The organism is Streptomyces sp. NPDC058240, assembly GCF_042882135.1.
Taxonomy (GTDB): domain Bacteria; phylum Actinomycetota; class Actinomycetes; order Streptomycetales; family Streptomycetaceae; genus Streptomyces.
On the sequence record NZ_JBHVWT010000080.1, the window covers coordinates 1 to 16,520 of the forward strand.

The 16,520-nt window shown below is 68.4% G+C and carries 18 protein-coding genes and 1 pseudogene; 7 read left to right on the forward strand and 12 right to left on the reverse strand.

Annotated elements, in window-relative coordinates:
* Nucleotides 1-194: 194 nt before the first annotated feature.
* A complete protein-coding gene (locus ACFVX4_RS39740; protein WP_389987680.1) occupies nt 195-719 on the forward strand; it encodes an AAA family ATPase in 525 nt (174 codons plus the stop codon).
* Between the two features lie 861 nt (nt 720-1,580).
* Here the strand turns inward: ACFVX4_RS39740 and ACFVX4_RS39745 are convergent.
* Nucleotides 1,581-2,010: pseudogene (locus ACFVX4_RS39745) on the reverse strand (Tn3 family transposase).
* 72 nt (nt 2,011-2,082) lie between these two features.
* Between ACFVX4_RS39745 and ACFVX4_RS39750 the strand changes: the two are divergent.
* Complete coding sequence (locus ACFVX4_RS39750; RefSeq protein ID WP_389987683.1) at nt 2,083-2,277, forward strand: hypothetical protein; 195 nt, start codon at nt 2,083-2,085, stop codon at nt 2,275-2,277.
* A gap of 440 nt (nt 2,278-2,717) precedes the next feature.
* On the opposite strand, the gene ACFVX4_RS39755 is transcribed toward ACFVX4_RS39750, so the two are convergent.
* Nucleotides 2,718-3,260 carry a DUF4232 domain-containing protein gene (locus ACFVX4_RS39755; RefSeq protein ID WP_389987686.1) on the reverse strand — a complete coding sequence of 181 codons (543 nt, stop codon included), beginning with the start codon at nt 3,258-3,260 and terminating at the stop codon, nt 2,718-2,720.
* A gap of 561 nt (nt 3,261-3,821) precedes the next feature.
* A complete protein-coding gene (locus ACFVX4_RS39760; protein ID WP_389987689.1) occupies nt 3,822-4,502 on the reverse strand; it encodes a TetR/AcrR family transcriptional regulator in 681 nt (226 codons plus the stop codon).
* 71 nt (nt 4,503-4,573) lie between these two features.
* On the opposite strand from ACFVX4_RS39760, the gene ACFVX4_RS39765 reads away from it, so the two are divergent.
* The 3 genes from ACFVX4_RS39765 (at nt 4,574) to ACFVX4_RS39775 (ending at nt 7,215) form a co-directional block, all read left to right on the forward strand.
* Nucleotides 4,574-5,683: an FAD-dependent oxidoreductase gene (locus tag ACFVX4_RS39765; protein ID WP_389987692.1), complete on the forward strand. Its 1,110-nt coding sequence runs from the start codon at nt 4,574-4,576 to the stop codon at nt 5,681-5,683.
* A 358-nt stretch (nt 5,684-6,041) separates the two neighbouring features.
* Nucleotides 6,042-6,335: a hypothetical protein gene (locus ACFVX4_RS39770; protein WP_389987695.1), complete on the forward strand. Its 294-nt coding sequence runs from the start codon at nt 6,042-6,044 to the stop codon at nt 6,333-6,335.
* 274 nt (nt 6,336-6,609) lie between these two features.
* The gene (locus tag ACFVX4_RS39775; RefSeq protein ID WP_389987697.1) at nt 6,610-7,215 is read left to right on the forward strand and encodes a hypothetical protein; all 606 of its coding nucleotides are present in this window, start codon (nt 6,610-6,612) and stop codon (nt 7,213-7,215) included.
* Between the two features lie 51 nt (nt 7,216-7,266).
* On the opposite strand, the gene ACFVX4_RS39780 is transcribed toward ACFVX4_RS39775, so the two are convergent.
* Together ACFVX4_RS39780 and ACFVX4_RS39785 are read right to left on the reverse strand one after the other, a co-directional pair.
* Nucleotides 7,267-7,407, reverse strand: a complete 141-nt coding sequence (locus ACFVX4_RS39780) for a hypothetical protein (protein WP_389987700.1) — start codon at nt 7,405-7,407, stop codon at nt 7,267-7,269.
* A 10-nt stretch (nt 7,408-7,417) separates the two neighbouring features.
* Complete coding sequence (locus ACFVX4_RS39785) at nt 7,418-7,756, reverse strand: hypothetical protein (RefSeq protein ID WP_389987702.1); 339 nt, start codon at nt 7,754-7,756, stop codon at nt 7,418-7,420.
* On the opposite strand from ACFVX4_RS39785, the gene ACFVX4_RS39790 reads away from it, so the two are divergent.
* Nucleotides 7,718-8,032 carry a hypothetical protein gene (locus ACFVX4_RS39790; protein ID WP_389987705.1) on the forward strand — a complete coding sequence of 105 codons (315 nt, stop codon included), beginning with the start codon at nt 7,718-7,720 and terminating at the stop codon, nt 8,030-8,032. The genes ACFVX4_RS39785 and ACFVX4_RS39790 overlap by 39 nt on opposite strands.
* Before the next feature lie 197 nt (nt 8,033-8,229).
* Here the strand turns inward: ACFVX4_RS39790 and ACFVX4_RS39795 are convergent, their stop codons facing one another.
* From ACFVX4_RS39795 to ACFVX4_RS39810, 4 genes are all read right to left on the reverse strand, one after another.
* Nucleotides 8,230-8,586 (reverse strand): hypothetical protein, encoded by a 357-nt coding sequence (locus ACFVX4_RS39795; protein ID WP_389987708.1) that lies wholly within the window; start codon nt 8,584-8,586, stop codon nt 8,230-8,232.
* Nucleotides 8,587-8,765: 179 nt separating this feature from the next.
* The gene (locus ACFVX4_RS39800) at nt 8,766-9,542 is read right to left on the reverse strand and encodes an ABC transporter permease (protein ID WP_389987711.1); all 777 of its coding nucleotides are present in this window, start codon (nt 9,540-9,542) and stop codon (nt 8,766-8,768) included.
* The gene (locus tag ACFVX4_RS39805) at nt 9,539-10,507 is read right to left on the reverse strand and encodes an ATP-binding cassette domain-containing protein (RefSeq protein ID WP_389987714.1); all 969 of its coding nucleotides are present in this window, start codon (nt 10,505-10,507) and stop codon (nt 9,539-9,541) included. The genes ACFVX4_RS39800 and ACFVX4_RS39805 overlap by 4 nt, the downstream gene beginning before the upstream one ends.
* Before the next feature lie 43 nt (nt 10,508-10,550).
* Complete coding sequence (locus ACFVX4_RS39810; RefSeq protein ID WP_389987717.1) at nt 10,551-11,216, reverse strand: DUF4097 family beta strand repeat-containing protein; 666 nt, start codon at nt 11,214-11,216, stop codon at nt 10,551-10,553.
* A 258-nt stretch (nt 11,217-11,474) separates the two neighbouring features.
* Here ACFVX4_RS39810 and ACFVX4_RS39815 point away from each other — a divergent pair, with 258 nt between their 5' ends.
* Nucleotides 11,475-12,260, forward strand: coding sequence for a helix-turn-helix domain-containing protein (locus ACFVX4_RS39815; protein WP_389987720.1), 786 nt, complete (start codon nt 11,475-11,477; stop codon nt 12,258-12,260).
* Between the two features lie 203 nt (nt 12,261-12,463).
* Here the strand turns inward: ACFVX4_RS39815 and ACFVX4_RS39820 are convergent, their stop codons facing one another.
* From ACFVX4_RS39820 to ACFVX4_RS39830, 3 genes are read right to left on the reverse strand one after another with little or no spacing between them, the layout of a single operon-like run.
* Nucleotides 12,464-14,083 (reverse strand): sensor histidine kinase, encoded by a 1,620-nt coding sequence (locus ACFVX4_RS39820; RefSeq protein WP_389987723.1) that lies wholly within the window; start codon nt 14,081-14,083, stop codon nt 12,464-12,466.
* Nucleotides 14,080-14,820: a response regulator transcription factor gene (locus tag ACFVX4_RS39825; RefSeq protein ID WP_389987726.1), complete on the reverse strand. Its 741-nt coding sequence runs from the start codon at nt 14,818-14,820 to the stop codon at nt 14,080-14,082. The genes ACFVX4_RS39820 and ACFVX4_RS39825 overlap by 4 nt, the downstream gene beginning before the upstream one ends.
* A 57-nt stretch (nt 14,821-14,877) precedes the next feature.
* Nucleotides 14,878-16,368, reverse strand: coding sequence for a streptophobe family protein (locus ACFVX4_RS39830; protein WP_389987729.1), 1,491 nt, complete (start codon nt 16,366-16,368; stop codon nt 14,878-14,880).
* Nucleotides 16,369-16,520 lie beyond the last annotated feature (152 nt).

Genomic DNA, 16,520 nt, shown 5'->3' on the forward strand with positions numbered 1-16,520 from the left:
CCCAGCCGCGGCCATAGCCACCCGGAGAGGCCACCACCAGCCCGACAGCTCCAGCTGCAAGCGCGAATCGGGCAGCACGTTACTTACTGCCCTCTGATGTCGCTCCGGCGGCAGCACGGGTTCGGTTCCGGGCTGTGCGAAGGGATGACCGGAAGCCATCTGCTGGGCAAGGCGATCCGCGTAGGGTTGGATGCGTGATCATCTGGCTGAATGGCACCTTCGGTGCGGGCAAGACCACGACCGCGAAGGAACTGACCTCTCGCATTCCGGACTCCAGGCTCTTCGATGCCGAGAAGGTCGGGGAGATGCTCTGGCACGTGCTCGGGGTCCCCGAACGTGACTTTCAGGATTTTCCGCCGTGGCGAGGGCTCGTGGTGGAATCCGCACGGCAGGTTCTCGACTACGTGGGCGGCACTCTGGTGGTCACCCAGACAGTACTGGTCGAGCAGTACTGGCAGGAGATCCATGGCGGTTTGACTGAAGCCGGCGTTCCCGTGCACCACTTCCTGCTGGACACGGACCAGGACACGCTGGTTGAACGTATCGAGACCGACACCAAGCCTGAGAGCATCAGTGCTCGCCAGTGGCGCCTTGATCACTTGGGCGAGTATCAGCGCGCCCTGTCCTGGCTCCGTCGGAAAGCTCAGGTGATCGACACCACTGATGTCGTTCCCTCCCGCGTCGCGGAGATCGTCATGAAGAGGGTTCAAGTCGGCTGACTGGTCCGGCGAACTATCGGAGCTGAGGTACGCGGCGTCAGTAGTTCGGCCAGTGGGTGCAGTCCTGTCGCGGCTTCCTACGGAGCCAGCGCTCGACCGTGCGTCCTATCCGTCCGCGGGGAACCGGTGGCACGGTGGTCTTCACCGGGTGGTGCTCCGGGACGACCGGAAGCGAGTCCCTGATGGTCGCGGGGTGGCTGGGAGGAATCTCTCGGGGCAGCAGCGTGATGAGCCCGGTCGTGCGGCTGCCGGGCGGCACGTGCGACCGGGGTGTGAGGGCGTAGCGGCGTGGTGTCAGAAGTCGCGCCGGAGCTGGAATCCCGGCAAACCGTCGAGCGTCGGCCGGGGCCGGCCAACGGCCCGCATGCGCTATAGTTGATCTTGACAGTTCGCCGGAACTTGCGGTGGCTGACGCTGCGTTGGTGGTCCAAGGAAAGACGCCCCGCTTCCCGCGGGGAAATGCAGGTGCAAGGCCTGCCCAGCGCTCACTCACGAAGCCCTTCCCCTACCGGGGAAGGGCTTTGTCATGTTCCCCTGATGCAACGTTCGGAGAGCGTCATCTGGGCCCTGCCGCATCCTTCGCCGCCGAAGCCGCCGCCCGCGCCCAGCGAGACGAACTCGTCCGCAAGGCCGGCATCGCCAAGCAGGAGCAACGCCTGGCCACGGCCCGAAGCCGCCCGCACGAAGACCCTCGTAGAAGCTGCTGAACGCAAGCGACAGGAAGCTGAACACAACGCCGCGAAGGTGAAAGCAGCCCAGCAGGAGCAGCGCGGCAAGGAAGGAATCGCCGTGGCCGCGCCGCCTCCGGGAATAGGGTCTGAGCAGCGCCGAATCGGCCGTCATCGACGGGACGTTTCCCCCTCATGCGGCGGCCGCCTCGTCCTCGCCGAGCACGCTGAAGTCCAGCGGGTCGACGGCCTGGCCCTCGGCCTGCAGCTCGCGGACGACGTCGGCGATGTCCAGGGTGTTGTGGAAAATCACCAGGTTGGCCAGCAACGAGGTGAACTTCACGTCCTTCTCCTGCTCGACCGGGTTGTTCGCCGCCACCGTGCCCCGCTGCCCGAAGCGGACCCAGTCCGAGAAGCCGTTGAACGCCTCGACCTTGTTGGTCGCGGCCGTCACCCGGCTGCGGAGCGGCGCATCCGAGAGGTGGCGCAGCAGCTGGACGGTGCGGATCACCCGCCTCGCGGAAGGCGGTGTAAGTGGCGTTGCGGCGCGAGCCGGAGCGAAGCCGCTTGAGCAGCAGCGTGGAGGAGATCGTGCCTTCCCTGATCGAGACGATCACCCGCATCAGGTCCCGGTAGTGGGTCTCGATCAGGCCCCAGTCGACGACGTTGCGGCCCGGCTCCCCGAACAGCGCGTCGTGGCTTCACGACGTGCACTGCCTCGACACCATGGTGCTGCCCCAGCTCGCCGACGCCGTCCCCCCGCCGTCCGCACGCTCGCCACCGCCCTCGCCCTCGCCCTCGCCCTCGCCCTCGACACACCGCAGGACACCCACGTCCAGACCGCCTACGAACAGATCCGCACGGTAAGGGCCACAGCCGGAATCCACTGACCACCACTGCCCCGCCCGGCCGCCAACAGTGGTCGATCCGCGCGGTCAGCCGTCGGCCCGGTGCGATGGACGGCGTGGGCGACAGCGTTCGCCGGGCCCCACGACCCCAGTCCCGGCGCTTGGTGTACGGGCGGCTTCGGCAGTCGCCGATCGACGCGTCTTTCGAGTCCGTAGAGGAGCCCATGAACCCCAGCGGACCCGGCCCGGTCCCCCACGCCTCCGATGTCCGTCCCGCCGGGGCCGGCCCCGAGAACGGAAACGGTCAGGACTTGCTGAGGAGATCCGGTGCCGGAAACACACCCTCCAGGCCCCGGCGAGAGGGCTGGGCGTGCCGCGTGTCAGACGTGGCCACCGCACAACCCGGAAGCTTCGACTCATTCCGGGAGTCCTGCGGTGGCCACCAGCGACGCTGGAGGGAGGCTCAGAGGCTGTCCAGTTGGTTACAGCCCGACCGGGTTGAGGTAGGTGGCCGGGCGGGTGGCGCCGTCCTGCTTGAGGATCTGGCCGCCAAACGGCCACTTCAGGGTGAAGTACTCCGTCTCGTTCGGCGGGGTGACCAGGAACTTCGCCGGAACGAACTTCTCCTTCTGGGGCGTGGACTTGGCCACCGGGAGCAGGTTGATGCTGAAGTCCACCGTGTCCCCCTGCTTCAGGATCATCTTTTCGGGCTTCTTGGAGGAGCGCGCCAGCGACCAGGTGCCGTCGGTCTTCTGAGCGCCGATCATGTCGACACCGGCGAAGCCGGACAGGGTGCAGGTGCGCTTGCTCTGGTTGGTGAACCAGATGTACGCCTGGGTCTGCTTCTTGGTCTGCTCCATCTCTGGCTTCGCGTCATCCCCCAGGGCGAAGCCGGCCTTCAGGTCGGCGGTGTGGCAGCGGGTCGGCTTGGCCTTGGCGGGGGCGGCCGAGGCCGGGATGGCGGTAGCGGCAGTGCCGGCGACGACGACGGCTGCAAGGGCCACGGCGGTCAGCTTGCTCTTCATGAAGTTTCGGGTTCCCCTCGCATACGAATCGGCGCGCGAAGTCAGTGCGCGCCTACGCACCTGAAGATGTGCAACGCCCGGGGGAGGTTCGGTGTGCCGGAGAACCTTTTTTCCGACAGCCAGGCTCTCAACTGTGGCCGCGTACGAGAACTCATGCGGTGCGGGCCGTTGCAGCGTCGTGGGGAGGACACCGCAACGGCCCGCGACCTCGCTCAGCGTCCGGCCCAGTACAGCGGGACCGATGGCAGCGTGGTCGATAGCTCGCTGGGCTCATAAGCCAGAGGTCGCAGGTTCAAATCCCTCCACGGACGCCCAACTGCTCGCGGTGATCATGGCCATCCGGTCCGCCCGGGGCGGCACCGGCAACATCACGGGCCAGGACCTGCGTCGCTGACCGCCGACCGGACCGGCATGCTCATTCGCGCCGTCACCACAGCCGCCCGGACGGAAGCGCCCGCAGCACCCGCCACTGCCAGTGACGCGCCACCGGATCCTGTTCGGCACCGCCCCGGCATGTCGGCGCGGTGCCGCGGCCCGGAGGGCGCAGCGAGGGACCGCGCGTCACCTTGAGATGCGGGCTTCGATGCCGTCGAGCAGGAAGTCGAGGCCGATCCGGAAGGTGTGGTCGGCGTCCAGGTGGGCGGCATCGCGCACCACCGTGGCCAGCGCGGGGAATCGGCCGGTGGCGAAGGTTCGCTCCAGATAGGGCCCGAGTGAGGCCTGCCAACGCTTCTCGTCCATCCCGGTGGCCCGCTCGGCACGCCGCTCGGCGATCTCCCGACGCACCGCGCCGATCACGTACGCGTTGACTGCGGCGACCACCGGCATGATGGCGTCCACGTCGATGTCGCCCAGTGCGGCCACCACGGTCTCCCCACTGGCCAGCGCGTGCGGCCCGAGTTGTGGTCGGCCACCCAGTAGATCGGCGAGCCATTCGTGCTCGTGAGCGGCGTGCCGAGTGGCTTCGGCAAGAGACCGGAGCACCTCCTGCCAGCCGTCTCCGACCGGCCGGATCTCGGCGTGGGCGGCGTCGACCATCAGGTCGAGCAACTCCTCCTTGCTGGCGATGTAGCCGTACAGCCGCATCGGACGGACGTCCAGCGCGGTGGCGACCTTGCGCAGCGACACCGCATCCAGGCCGTCCGCGTCGGCCAGCTGGATCGCCGCTCGCACGATCCGTTCCCGGCTCAACGGGGCCGGCACGGGTCGATTCGGTGGCTCCGGCCTCTCCCACACCAACATGCCGCTAACAATACATCGCATCGGGGCGATACAGTGTATCGACCAGTACGGCGTATCGAGGAGAGGTAACCATGACCATCGCCATTGTCGGAGCCGGCTTGGGTGGCTTGGCCCTTGCCCGGGTGCTGCACGTGAACGGCATCGACGCCGTCGTGTATGAACGTGAATCGTCACGCGGTGCGCGCGGTCAGGGCGGCATGCTCGACATCCACTCCGGCCAGCGGGCGCTGCGCGAGGCCGGCCTGATCGACCAGTTCTACGCGATTGCCCGTGGTGAAGGCCAGGACATGCGTCTTCTCGAGCCGGATGGCACCCTGCTGCTCCAGGAGGACACACCCGACGACGCCCCGCTTGAGCGACCCGAGGTCGACCGCGCCGATCTGCGCAACCTGCTGCTGGATTCCCTCCCCGAAGACGTGGTGCGCTGGGGGCAGGCGTTCACATCCGCCGACAACGGCCTGCTGCACTTCGCCGACGGCAGCAGTGCGACGTACGACCTGCTGGTCGGCGCGGACGGCGCGCAGTCCCGGGTCCGCGCGCTGCTCACCGACGCCCGCCCGGCGCATATCGGCCAGAACGTCGTCGAGGTCGGCATTCCCGACATCGACCGCACGCACCCCGACCTCGCGGCGATGGTCGGGCGCGGCAACTACTGGGTGCTCGGCAACGGACTGTCCCTGGCGGCGCAGCGCAACGGCGACGGCCGCGTTCGCATCGGCCTCAGCTTCTACAACACCGCCGAGGACTGGTTCGCTACCAGCGGGATACCGTTCGACGACCCGGCCGCCGCCCGGGCGCGGCTGATCGACCTGCTCCCCGGCTGGGACTCACGGTTCACCGCACTGATCGCGGCCTGCGACGACACGGTCGTGCCGCGGTCGATCACCACTCTCCCGGTCGGCCTGACCTGGCCGTCGACGTCAGGCGTCACGCTGCTCGGCGATGCCGCGCACCTGATGCCGCCGGTGGGAGAGGGTGCCAACATGGCGCTGCTCGACGGCGCCCTGCTCGGTCTCGCGCTGGCCGCGCACCCGGACGAATTTCCCGCCGCCGTCAGAGAATACGAACGCGAGATGTTCGAACGCACCAGCGCTGCCGCCCGGATGTCCGCGGACATGCAGGAATTGCTGACGTCGCCGGACGCCGCCCAGAAAATGCTCGCATTCTTCCAACCTGGCTGAAGGTAACCAAATACGACCAGGAAACCGGTCGTCCAGCCGGCGCGATCATGACCTCCAGCGCGGTCTCCATCCATCGGTCATCGGCCCTGCCGAAGGGCCGCGCCTCGGCACTTGCCGCTGGACGAGGCCAGCTCCCCCGTGTCGGCGGGCTGCACCAGGGCGTACGGGAGCACGCCCCGCGAGCCGGTACCTCACAACCTCACAGCTCACCCTGCCCGCCTGGGGAAGCAGCCTGTGAGCCTGACAGCCCTTACAGGCCGGCCCCTTCGCGAGCGGCGCGCACCTGCGTTACCCGCGTGTCTGGCAGGCTGTGGCGCGACGGTGAGCTGTCGCGTCTCGCCGCGGGATGGGGGTCCGGGTGGCAGGGATCGAGCGTGAGCCGGCAGAGGTGCGGATACCGCGCGCAGCCCTGGACGCCATGGCCGCGGCGCTGAGCGTGCGCACGGTGGCAATGCGCACCTGGCCCGACGGCGTCGAGTGGATGTACCCGATGGGGACGTGGGAGCAGCCGCACCTGGAAGTGGCGCTCATGCCCGGCGGTGAAGAGGTGTGGCTGCGGATGTCCACCGACCGCTCCAGCGTCGCCGTGTGGACCATCCAGCAGTGGTGGGACTTCGCCGGAGAGCTGCCCGGGGCGACGCCGCCCGGCTGAACTCGCCCTCCCGTGCCGTCCTCATTAGTTCGGGGGCCTCGCGGCGCACGTCGCTGGCGCGCTCGCGAGCCGCGCGGCCTTGTCAGCAGTCCTTCGGCGGCCGCGTACCGCCGGCGGGCGCCTTCGTGATCGTGTGGCGTGCCGTGGTAGACCATCCGTTCATTGCACGAGGTGAGCGAGGAGAGGTTAAATGCCGTATACGCGACCGCGGTTGAGAGTGCGACAGGTTCCGCCGCGTCCCCCACTTCCGCCTGAGGGCGGCCGAGGCAGGCCGGTGCGGGGCGGGCTTGATCGGTTCAGGCGTTGGTATCGGCGCTCCGATCTGGGCAGGCATACGGCCGTTCTCGCCGCCCTGGTTGCGGCGATCAGCCTCGCTGTCACGGCGTGGGGGACGTACAAGTCCGCGCAAGTCGCCGATGACCAGCTTCGGCAGTCCCGAGACGAAGACGCGAAGGACAAGCAGGCTCAAGCTTCTCGCGTCAACGGCTGGGTAGAGGGCCGGGAGTTCGTAGCGGCCAATCGATCCCTGGATCCGACAGTCATGTGGGTGTTCCTGACTAGCGCCGAGCGTCGCGCGTCAGGCTCGAACCTCGTCACGTATGTCTACCTTGGGGTAATGCCGCCCTGCACAGCCGTACGGATGCCGCAGAGGGTGGTCAACACCCGCGCGGCTGATCTGGCCAAGCCCCGTGGGACTGGCTGGATACCCAAGGGACTGCACTTCACCACGAGTGACGGCACACGGTGGGTGCGGTGGGGCGATGGCCGTCTGATGGAGACAAGCAGTGAACCCGCGCATCGCCGCCCGGGCGATGTGGGCCTTATTAACAACAAGCAGGCGAAAGTCAGCCGCCTTGATGAGTGCGGCTCGATGGCCTGAGCACGGCCATCAAGATCATTTTGGGCAAGGGCAGACCGTGCGGGAGCGCCATCAGCACGTCCGGCCGCCGAAGCCGTGGCCGCTGGCGACGCTGAGGCCGGCGGCGCGGCGCCGTTCATGCTCTGCGTCGTCGATGTCGAGCTGCAGTGTGGCATCGCCGAAGCCGCCGGGCGCGGGGACCGTGACTATCACCGCCCCTCCCCTACCGGGTGCGCAGGGAGCGGGCGACGGCCTGGGCGTGCTCGCGCAGCGGGAGGTCCGCTTGTCCCAGGTGGCGGCCACGTAGTTGAGGAGTTCGGCCGTGGCGCGTTCCCAGTCGCTCGTCGCTGGCGAGCAGTCGGTCGGCGGCGAAGGCGACGTCGATGGCCGGGGAGGACAGGTCCTGGTCGCCGTCGGCGACGCCGTCGACGTTCAGGACCAGGAGGTGCCCCACCTGGTTGCGGGTCTGGACGGTGATGGTGTCCTCGCACGGCGAGTCCGGCGCGGCGACGACGAATGCGGGGTGGTTGAGGATCGCCGCGGCGAGGGCCTCGGTGAGCACCGGCTCGGGCAGGAGGTGGCCGTCGGTGGGCTCCGCGCCCTGCCGGGCCAGCGCGTAGTTGGTGCCGGCCTCGATGGTGAACGTGACGGCGTACTCGCCCGGTTCGGCGTCGGCGGCGATGACGTGAGGGCTGCGGCGCAGCGCGTCGGCGATGCGGACGGCGTCGTGGTCGGCGTCGTGGTCGGCGTCGTGGTCGGCGTCGTGGTCGGCGTCGTGGTCGGCGTCGAACAGCGGGCTCTTGTCGCAGTCGATGGGCGGTGTGCCGAGGCACGGTAGCTGTCACCGTCGGTTTCGCCGACCTGCGATCTTCCATAAATGAGGCACCGTAGTTGTCACGGGCGAAGCAAGGTACTTCGCACCACTTCTCCGGAAACAGGACGGCTGTCACCCCTTCACCGAGGTGGAGCGCTACGTTCCCTGGTGACAACACGCCCGTTTTTGCACACGTTGGACGGACCCGCCGTAGCCGGAGGTCAGTCCGCGTACACGAAGATGAGACACAGAGCCGCGAAGGGCACGACGGACCCGCCGAGCAGCGCCAGCACCGCCGGGACCGCCGCCGTCAGTCGCTTCCTGCCCTTGCGCCGGCCCGAGCGGAACACCGCGCAGGCCAAGACGAGCGGCAGCGCCACGAGGGCCAGGAAGATCACCGGCACCAAGAACCGGCTGAACGCGGTGGTGCCGGTGTCGGTGATCAGATGCCAGGCGGTCGTACCGAAGACCACTGCCGGGCCGACCAGCAGGTAGAACGAGAGGCCCAACGCCACGGCGACGGTCAGTCCTTCCGTCAGCCGCTCGGCACACGGATGCTCCCGGCGTACTTCTGTCATCCCGCTGTTGAACCGTTCTGGGGTTGCACATATTTTGTGCCCAGGCCGGTGTACAGCGGTTTCCTTTACGACGAGACGCCGAACAGCGCACACGAGCGGGGCGGCGTACTCCGACGTGGGTGTCGGTGTACGCCGCCCTGGGGTGGGTCGTGGTGCGGGGGCCCGCGCTGTCATGGTGGCTACTTGGGGTCGTTGTTGAACTGTGCTTTGGACCAGCGGTAGCCGAGGGCGGTCAAGGCCAGGCACCAGGCCAGGGCGATCCATCCGTTGTTGCCGATCTCGGTGCCGAGCAGGAGGCCGCGGAGGGTTTCGATGGCGGGGGTGAAGGGCTGGTACTGGGCGATGGGCTGGAACCAGCCGGGCATGCTGTGCAGGGGGACGAAGGCGCTGGAGATGAGGGGCAGCAGGATCAGAGGCATGGCGTTGTTGCTGGCGGCTTCGGCGTTGGGGCTGCCCAGGCCCATCCCGACGGCGATCCAGGTGAAGGCGAGGGCGACGAAGGCGAGCAGGCCGAGGGCCGCGAGCCATTCCAGGACGGTGGCATCGGTGGAGCGGAAACCCATGGCGACCCCGACGGTGCCGACGAGGATCACGCTCATGATGGTCTGCAGGACGCTGCCGACGACGTGGCCGAAGAGGATGGAGCTGCGGTGGATGGCCAGGGTGCGGAAGCGGGCGATGATGCCCTCGTTCATGTCGGTGGAGACCGAGACGGCCGTCCCGATGGTGGTGGAGCCGATCGTCATGAGCAGGATGCCGGGGACGATGTAGGCGATGTAGGCGGAGCGGCCTGCGCCGCCGCTCATGGTGTCGCCGAAGATGTAGACGAAGAGCAGGAGCAGCATCACGGGGGTGAGCAGCAGGTTCAGGGTGAGGGAGGGGTAGCGGCGGGCGTGCAGGAGGTTGCGGCGCAGCATGGTGGACGAGTCGCGTACGGCGAGGGAGAGGGAGCTCATCGGGCGGTCTCCTTGGGCTGAGTGGACTGGGCGGGGACGGTGTTGCCGGTGAGGGCGAAGAAGACGTCGTCGAGGTCGGGGGTGTGCACGGTCAGCTCGTCGGCCTCGATACCGGCGGTGTCCAGCCGGTCGAGGATCGAGCGGAGTTCGCGCTGGCTGCCGTCGCTGGGGATCTGCAGGGCGAGCGCTTCGTCGTCGTGGGTAGCCTCGCGCAGCGTGGTGGCGGCGTTCTGGTAGGCGGCCGGGTCCGTGAAGCGGAGGCGGACGTGTCCGCCGGGGATGAGCCGCTTGAGTTCGTCGGCGGTGCCCTCAGCGGCGATCTTCCCGTCGTTCAGCACCGCGATGCGGTCGGCGAGTTCATCGGCCTCTTCCAGGTACTGGGTCGTGAGGAAGACCGTGACGCCGTCGGAGACCAGTTCGCGGATGATGCTCCACATGTTGTGGCGGGAACGTGGGTCGAGGCCGGTGGTGGGCTCGTCGAGGAAGATGATCTGCGGGTTGCCGACCAGGGTCATGGCGATGTCGAGGCGGCGCTTCATGCCGCCCGAGTAGGTGGACGCGGGGTTCTTGGAGGCCTCGACCAGGTCGAAACGCTCCAGCAGGTCGGCGGTGGCTCGTCGCCCCTCCTGCTTGGACAGGTGGTGCAGGTCTGCCATGAGGAGCATGTTCTCCTCACCCGTGATCAGACCGTCTACTGCCGAGAACTGCCCCGTCACACCGATGGCGGCACGCACTGCCTGAGCCTCGGTGGCCAAGTCGTGGCTGCCTACGCGCAGTTCGCCGGAGTCGGGGTCGGGGGTGATCAGCGTGGAGAGAATCTTGACGGCGGTGGTCTTGCCGGCGCCGTTCGGGCCGAGCAGGGAGAAGATCGTTCCCTCCTCGACGGCCAGGTCAATGCCGTCGAGGACGGTCTTGTCGCCGTAGGACTTACGCAGCCCGTTCGCCGTAATAGCCAAGCTGGTCATGAGGGGTGCTCCTTGTCGAGGCTGCTGGGAGGTTGCGGGCGGCTCAGAGGCTGCGGGCGGTGATGTCGCCGTGGGAGGTGGTGGCGTGGATGGTCAGGTCGGGGGTGCCGGTGTTCTTGAGGGTGTTGTCGAGGCGGCCGTAGCCGGTGCCGGCGTCCAGGGAAGCGGAGACGCCGTGGGCGGCGTCGACGGTGATGTTGCCCATCTGGGTGTTGAGGGTGAGGGTGCCGCGGGTGGCCTGGTTGATGTTCAGGTCGCCGCGCTGGGTGCTGATCTCGCCGGGGCCGTTCAGGCGGCCGATGGTGATGGTGGCGTCGAGGCCGGTGAGGCGGGCGCTTGCAGCCTCGTCGAGCTTGACTGTGCGGTAGCCGCCGTCGAAGGTGACATCGCCGAGGCGTCCGACGCCGCGGAGTTCGGCGGCGGCGGCCGTGGCCTGGATGTGGGAGCCTGCGGGCAGTTGGACGGTGATCTCGACGGATCCGGAGGGGCCGCGGAGCCGGCTCTTCGTCTCCGGGGCCTCGATACGCAGGACGCCGTCGGTGTAGGCGATCTGGATCTCCTCGGCTGTCTTCACGTCGCGGTTCTTGGCGGGGTTGGCGGGCCGGACCTCGACGGTGGTGTCGGTGCGGTCGGTGGCGATGAGCTGGATGCGTCCGGCGGGGATGTCGAGGACGGCCTGGACGGGGGTGGGGGTGTCGAACTTCTGCATGGCGTGCTCCCTGGTTCTGTCTCTCGCACTTCTTCGGTGCGTCGTTTCCGATGAACGAAAAGCTACGTTGCATTCACAGATCGCGCAACCTTCCCGTTGCGTCAAATCATCACCACTGCAGGTAGATGCACGAAAGTTGTTGCAACAACCTTGAAGCAAAAAGCAACGACCGCCAGCCCGACCATTGCAATGAGAAGGAGATGAACGCTATGGTGAGCGCGTCAGGGACCACCGCGAAGGACTACCGAGGAGACCGTGATGCCGGGAGGCAGACTCACCCAGCAAGAACGCCGGCAGATCGCGCTGGGAATGGCCGACGGCCTCGCCTACGCGGAGATAGCCCGGCGCCTCGACCGCCCCACCTCGACGATCACGCGTGAGGTGATGCGCAACGGCGGGCCCGCCGGCTACCGCGCCGACCTGGCCCACCGCGCCACCGAACACCGCGCCCACCGCCGCAAGAAGACCGCACCCCGGTCAGCGGAAGCACCCCCGCAGCCCCACGGACGCGGCGCCGAGGCCGTGCGCGAGTTCGAGGAGGTGTTCACCACCGTCATGATGGCGTCCGGCATGCCCACGATGATGGCCCGGGTGATGGCCTGCCTCACCCTCACCGACTCCGGCAGCCTCACCGCCGCCGACCTCGTCCAGCGCCTTGAGGTCAGCCCCGCGTCCGTCTCCAAAGCGATCGCGTTCCTCGACAGCCAGGGCATGGTCCGCCGGGAACGCGACGAACGCCGCCGCGAGCGCTACATCGTCGACGACGACATCTGGTACCGGGCGATGATGGCCAGCGCCCAGTCCAACGCCCAACTCGTCGCCACCGCACGGCAGGGCGTCCCCATCCTCGGCCCCGGCACCCCGGCCGCCACTCGCCTGGAGAACGTCGCCCGCTTCCTCGACTTCGTCTCCGAAAGTCTCGCCCGCGCCGCAGAACAAGCCCGCGACATCCTCCACACCACACCCCGGACACCCCCGACACCACGCCCTGAACCACACCCATCGGCCACTCTGATGCTCAACTTTTCACCTGAAGCGATCTGATCTGGCGCAGCGAAGGCTGCGGACCGCTCCGTGTGAGGTCAGGGGCGAGAGCCGGTGGCGTCCTCGCAGCACACGGGACGCCCGCTTTCCACTCGATGTCGATTTCGGTGAGGGCGTCGCGTTGTTCTGGGTGAGTCGGTGCGTCGGTGCGTCGGTGCGTCGGTTTACGAGGTCACCGCGCGGTGGGCGCTTCGTCTCGCTGATCAACTGTTCCTGCTCTCGGGAGTGTCCCGCTTCGGGGAAGGTGCTTCAGGGGGGCAGGAAGCTGCGTATGCCGTTGGCCGTGTCGGGTGTTCCAGGAGTGGAAGCAGCACACGGAAGGTGCATCCCTCGCCGGGCGCTGTTTCGAGGTCCATGAGACCTCCGTGGGCGGTGACGAGTGAGTGGACGATGGCCAGTCCGAGTCCGGAGCCGGCGCCTGCGGTGCGGGTGCGGGAATTGTCGGCACGGTAGAAGCGCTCGAAGACTCGCTCCTGGTCTTCTGGGGGCAGGCCGGGGCCGTGGTCCGCGACCTCGAACACGGCGTGGTCGGCTGTCACGCCGACGCCGATGCGGAGGGGGGTTCCGGGAGGGGTGTGGGCCACTGCGTTGCCGACCAGGTTGGTCACGACCTGTCGCAGGCGTGCCTCGTCGCCCATGGCCTGTGCGGCGGCGGGCCGGCCACCGCCGGGGCCGGTGAGGGTGACCGCGCGGGCAGCGTCCAGGGCGCGGACGTCGTGCAGGGCGTCGGCGGCCAGGGTGCGCAGGTCCATGGGTGCGAGGTCCAGGGGGAAGGCCAGGTCGTTCGGTGCTTGGGGGGCGGGATGCCGGTGGGCGTCCTCGTCGAGGCGAGCGAGGAGGAGCATGTCCTCCACGAGCTGGGTGAGGCGGTCGGATTCCTTGGCGATCCGGGTCATGGTGTGGTCGATGTCGTGGCGGGTGGGCAGGGCTCCCATGCGGTAGAGGTCCGTACAGCCCTTGATGCCGACGAGCGGGGTGCGCAGTTCGTGGCTGGCGTCGGCGAAGAAGTGCCGCATCTTGGCTTCCGCCTCGGCGCGGGCGTTGAATGCGGTGTCGATCTGGGTGAGCATGCGGTTCAGGCATTCGGTGAGGCGTCCCACCTCGGTCCGGGAGCCTGCGAGTTCGGGGACACGGCGGGAGAAGTCTCCTGCGGTGATCGCCGTGGTGGTCTCTTCGATACGGATCAGGGGGCGCAGCCCGGAGCGGACCGCGAACCATCCGGCCACCGCGAGGACGGTGAGCAGGGAGGTCCCGGCGGTGAGTGAGATGGTCCGGGTCTTGTGGACGGTGTTGTCGACCTCGTTGAGGGAGGTGGACACGATGACACTGCCCACGGACGTGGTGCCCTCCGGGAGGAATGGCCGCTGGGAGGGCTGTGTGACCGCGATGACCCGCCAGGAGTGGTCGCCGTCGCGCGCGGGGACGGTGAATGGGTTCCCCTTCTTGGCGAGTACGGCCTCCCGGTCGAGAGTGGGCAGGTCGGGGCCGTCGCCCGGCGGTGCTGTGCTCGCGTCGAACGCCCGGAGGGTGGCGCCGCTGTCGTCCACGTATGTCAGGGTCGTGTCCCCGAAGAGGCTGAGGGCCTGCACACTCTTCGGGGTGTCGGTGCCGGGCGGTGGGGTCAGGCGTGCGGCGAGCTGGCCGGTCAGGACGAGCCGGTCGTCCACGCGGCCCTGGAGGTAACTGTGCAGAGCGGTAGTGACGACCATGCCCGCCGCGAGCAGTCCCACAGCGACCATCGCGATCGACAGGCACAGCAGACGTGTACGCAGCGACAGCCCCAGAATCAGGTGCCCGAACGGGGGCAAGCTCCACCGCTTCATGGCCTCGGTCCTCGAACGACGTACCCCACTCCGCGCACGGTGTGGATGGACTTTGGCTCTTGTACCTCGACCTTCCGCCGCAGATAGCTGATGTAGGTGTCGACGATGCTGGGGTCGCCGTCGAAGTCGTAGGCCCAGACGTGCTGGAGGATCTGGGCCTTGGACATGGTGCGACCGGCGTTGGCCATCAGGAAGTGGAGCAGGCGGAACTCTGTCGGTGACAGTTGCACGGCCTTCCCGGCCCGGGTGACGAGGTGTCCCTCGGGGTCCAGTTCGAGATCCCCGACGGTGAGGGTGGAGCCTGATTCTCCGCGGGTGCGGCGCAGTACCGCGTGGATTCTGGCGATCAGTTCTTCCAGGTCGAAGGGTTTGATGATGTAGTCGTCGCCGCCGAGCTGAAGGCCGTTGATCCGGTCGTGTCGGGCTTCGCGTGCGGTGACGAACAGCACAGGTACGCTGCCCCTTTCGCCGGGGCGGGGGGACCGGGGCTGTGCGCGCAGCCGCCGGATGACCTCGAATCCGTCCATGTCGGGCAGCATGACGTCCAGCAGGACCAGGTCCGGTGGGTGTTGGGCGGCGAGGTTGAGGGCTTCCCGCCCGGTCGCTGCGGAGTTGACGTCGAAGCCTGCGTAACGCAGCGCTGTGCGCAGGAGTTCCCGCACGGTGGGCTCGTCGTCGACGACGAGGAGGTGGTTCTTGGGTGTTACTGCGGGGGACGGGTCGCGCGGTGCCGCCATGGTCAGGGTTGCCGCCTCACGTGCTGGAGCGGGACTGCTCGGGGGTGGGATGGGGCCTCAGGAGAGCACACGATCCTGAGAGGGCGATTTAGACGGGACCTGGCGGGCCCCCGGGTGGCGGGTGCGAGTGGCCCTCGATGCGGAGTGCCGGCGCGCAGTGTGCATGCCGTGCAGCCGACTGCCGCAGTAGGAGGCACCTGCGGCCAGGACGAACCCGGTGAGCCCGGACAGTTCCACGCTGCCGTCGAGACCGGCCCTCATGCCACCCATTTCGTTGCCCATGACACTGATGCCGATCTGAAGGGATGCCTGGGAGAGCAGGGCGAGCAGCATCGCGCAGAGGGCGACGGCGATACCTGTGCGCAGTCCGAGTTCCAAGTGACGGCCCAGCAGGGCGTCCGCCTCCTGGTGGGCGGTGCGGGCAGGGGTACGGGCTGCGGCCAGGTACCCGGCAAGGACCAGAAGGAAGAGGAGCACCAGCAGGCCGATCAGCCACACGGGTGCACCGGCCACCGGCCAGTCGCTGAGGGCGACGGACCTGTCTGCGGCCGGGCTGGCCGCCTGGCCTCCTCCGCCGAGCGCCCCCATCAGGCCCCCACCCTGGCCCTGCTGCCGCTCAAGGCCCGCCTGCCAGGACGATCCCAGACCGGAAGTGAGCAGGACGGCCAGCAGGTTGGGTCCGGCGAGGAGCAGCACTCCCGCGACCTTCTCGGTCTGGCCTCTGCCGGTCAGGGCGGCGGCGCCGGCGAGGGCGGCCGCGCCCAGGACGAGGCAGCACAGCACGATGAAGATCCCGGCGAGGGAGGAGGCTACGGGATTCCACTTCAGCCGTATCCGGCTCAGCGCGATGGGCAGCGGCAGTGTCGTGCGACGGGCCGCCACACAGCCGATCCCCAGCACGACGACCACCCACAGGCAGCCGAAGAGGATGGTGCGAACGGGGTCGGTAGTGAAGGTGACCGAGGACAGGCCGCCGCCCCCGGTGAGCTTGCCCAGGCCCCTTCCGGCACCGCCGCCCCCAAGTTGCCCGGTCAATTTCTCGGGCAGCCGGGCCGTGCCACGGGCCAGGACGGCCAGGACCGGAAAGAGCACCACCGCGGCGGTCAGCGCACCGAAGGAGCGGGCGAGTATCTGGGCCGGGCCGGGGCGGGCGCGCCGACGTAGCGGCCGGAAGAATCCCACCGCGAGCACGGCTGTGCCCAGGAGCGTCAGCATCAAAGGCAGTGCCGAAGCGTGCCCGTCGATGCCAAGACTCAGACCGCCGAGTGCACCGAGCAGCCCGTCGGCGGCCCCACCGCTCTCGCCGGGAGAAGCGGCGGAGGCGGAAGCGAGAGTGATCCGGCTCCCGAAGCACACGCTGACGACCGTCGGCACGAGCTGTGACAGCGGCGCCACCTCACCAGCCCCCAGAGCCAGCAGCGCCGTACATCCGGTGGCCGCCGTCATCGCGACGGCGGCAACCACGCTGAGGCATCCTTCGAGGGCGTTGCGCCAGGTCCCGCAGGATGGTGCGGATTTTGCCGGTGGCGGCGCTTTCAAGGCATTCATGTGCTGACTTCTCCGAGATCTGGGGGGTGACAGTTGGCCGTGGCGGACTGTGCCCACCGGGGGGGTGCCTCTATGTTCTTCGTCAAGCGTGCAGGAGGCTTCGGTCCGGGCTCGATGTTCTCCGTGGGGCATGAGACTGTCTGGTTGTGTCG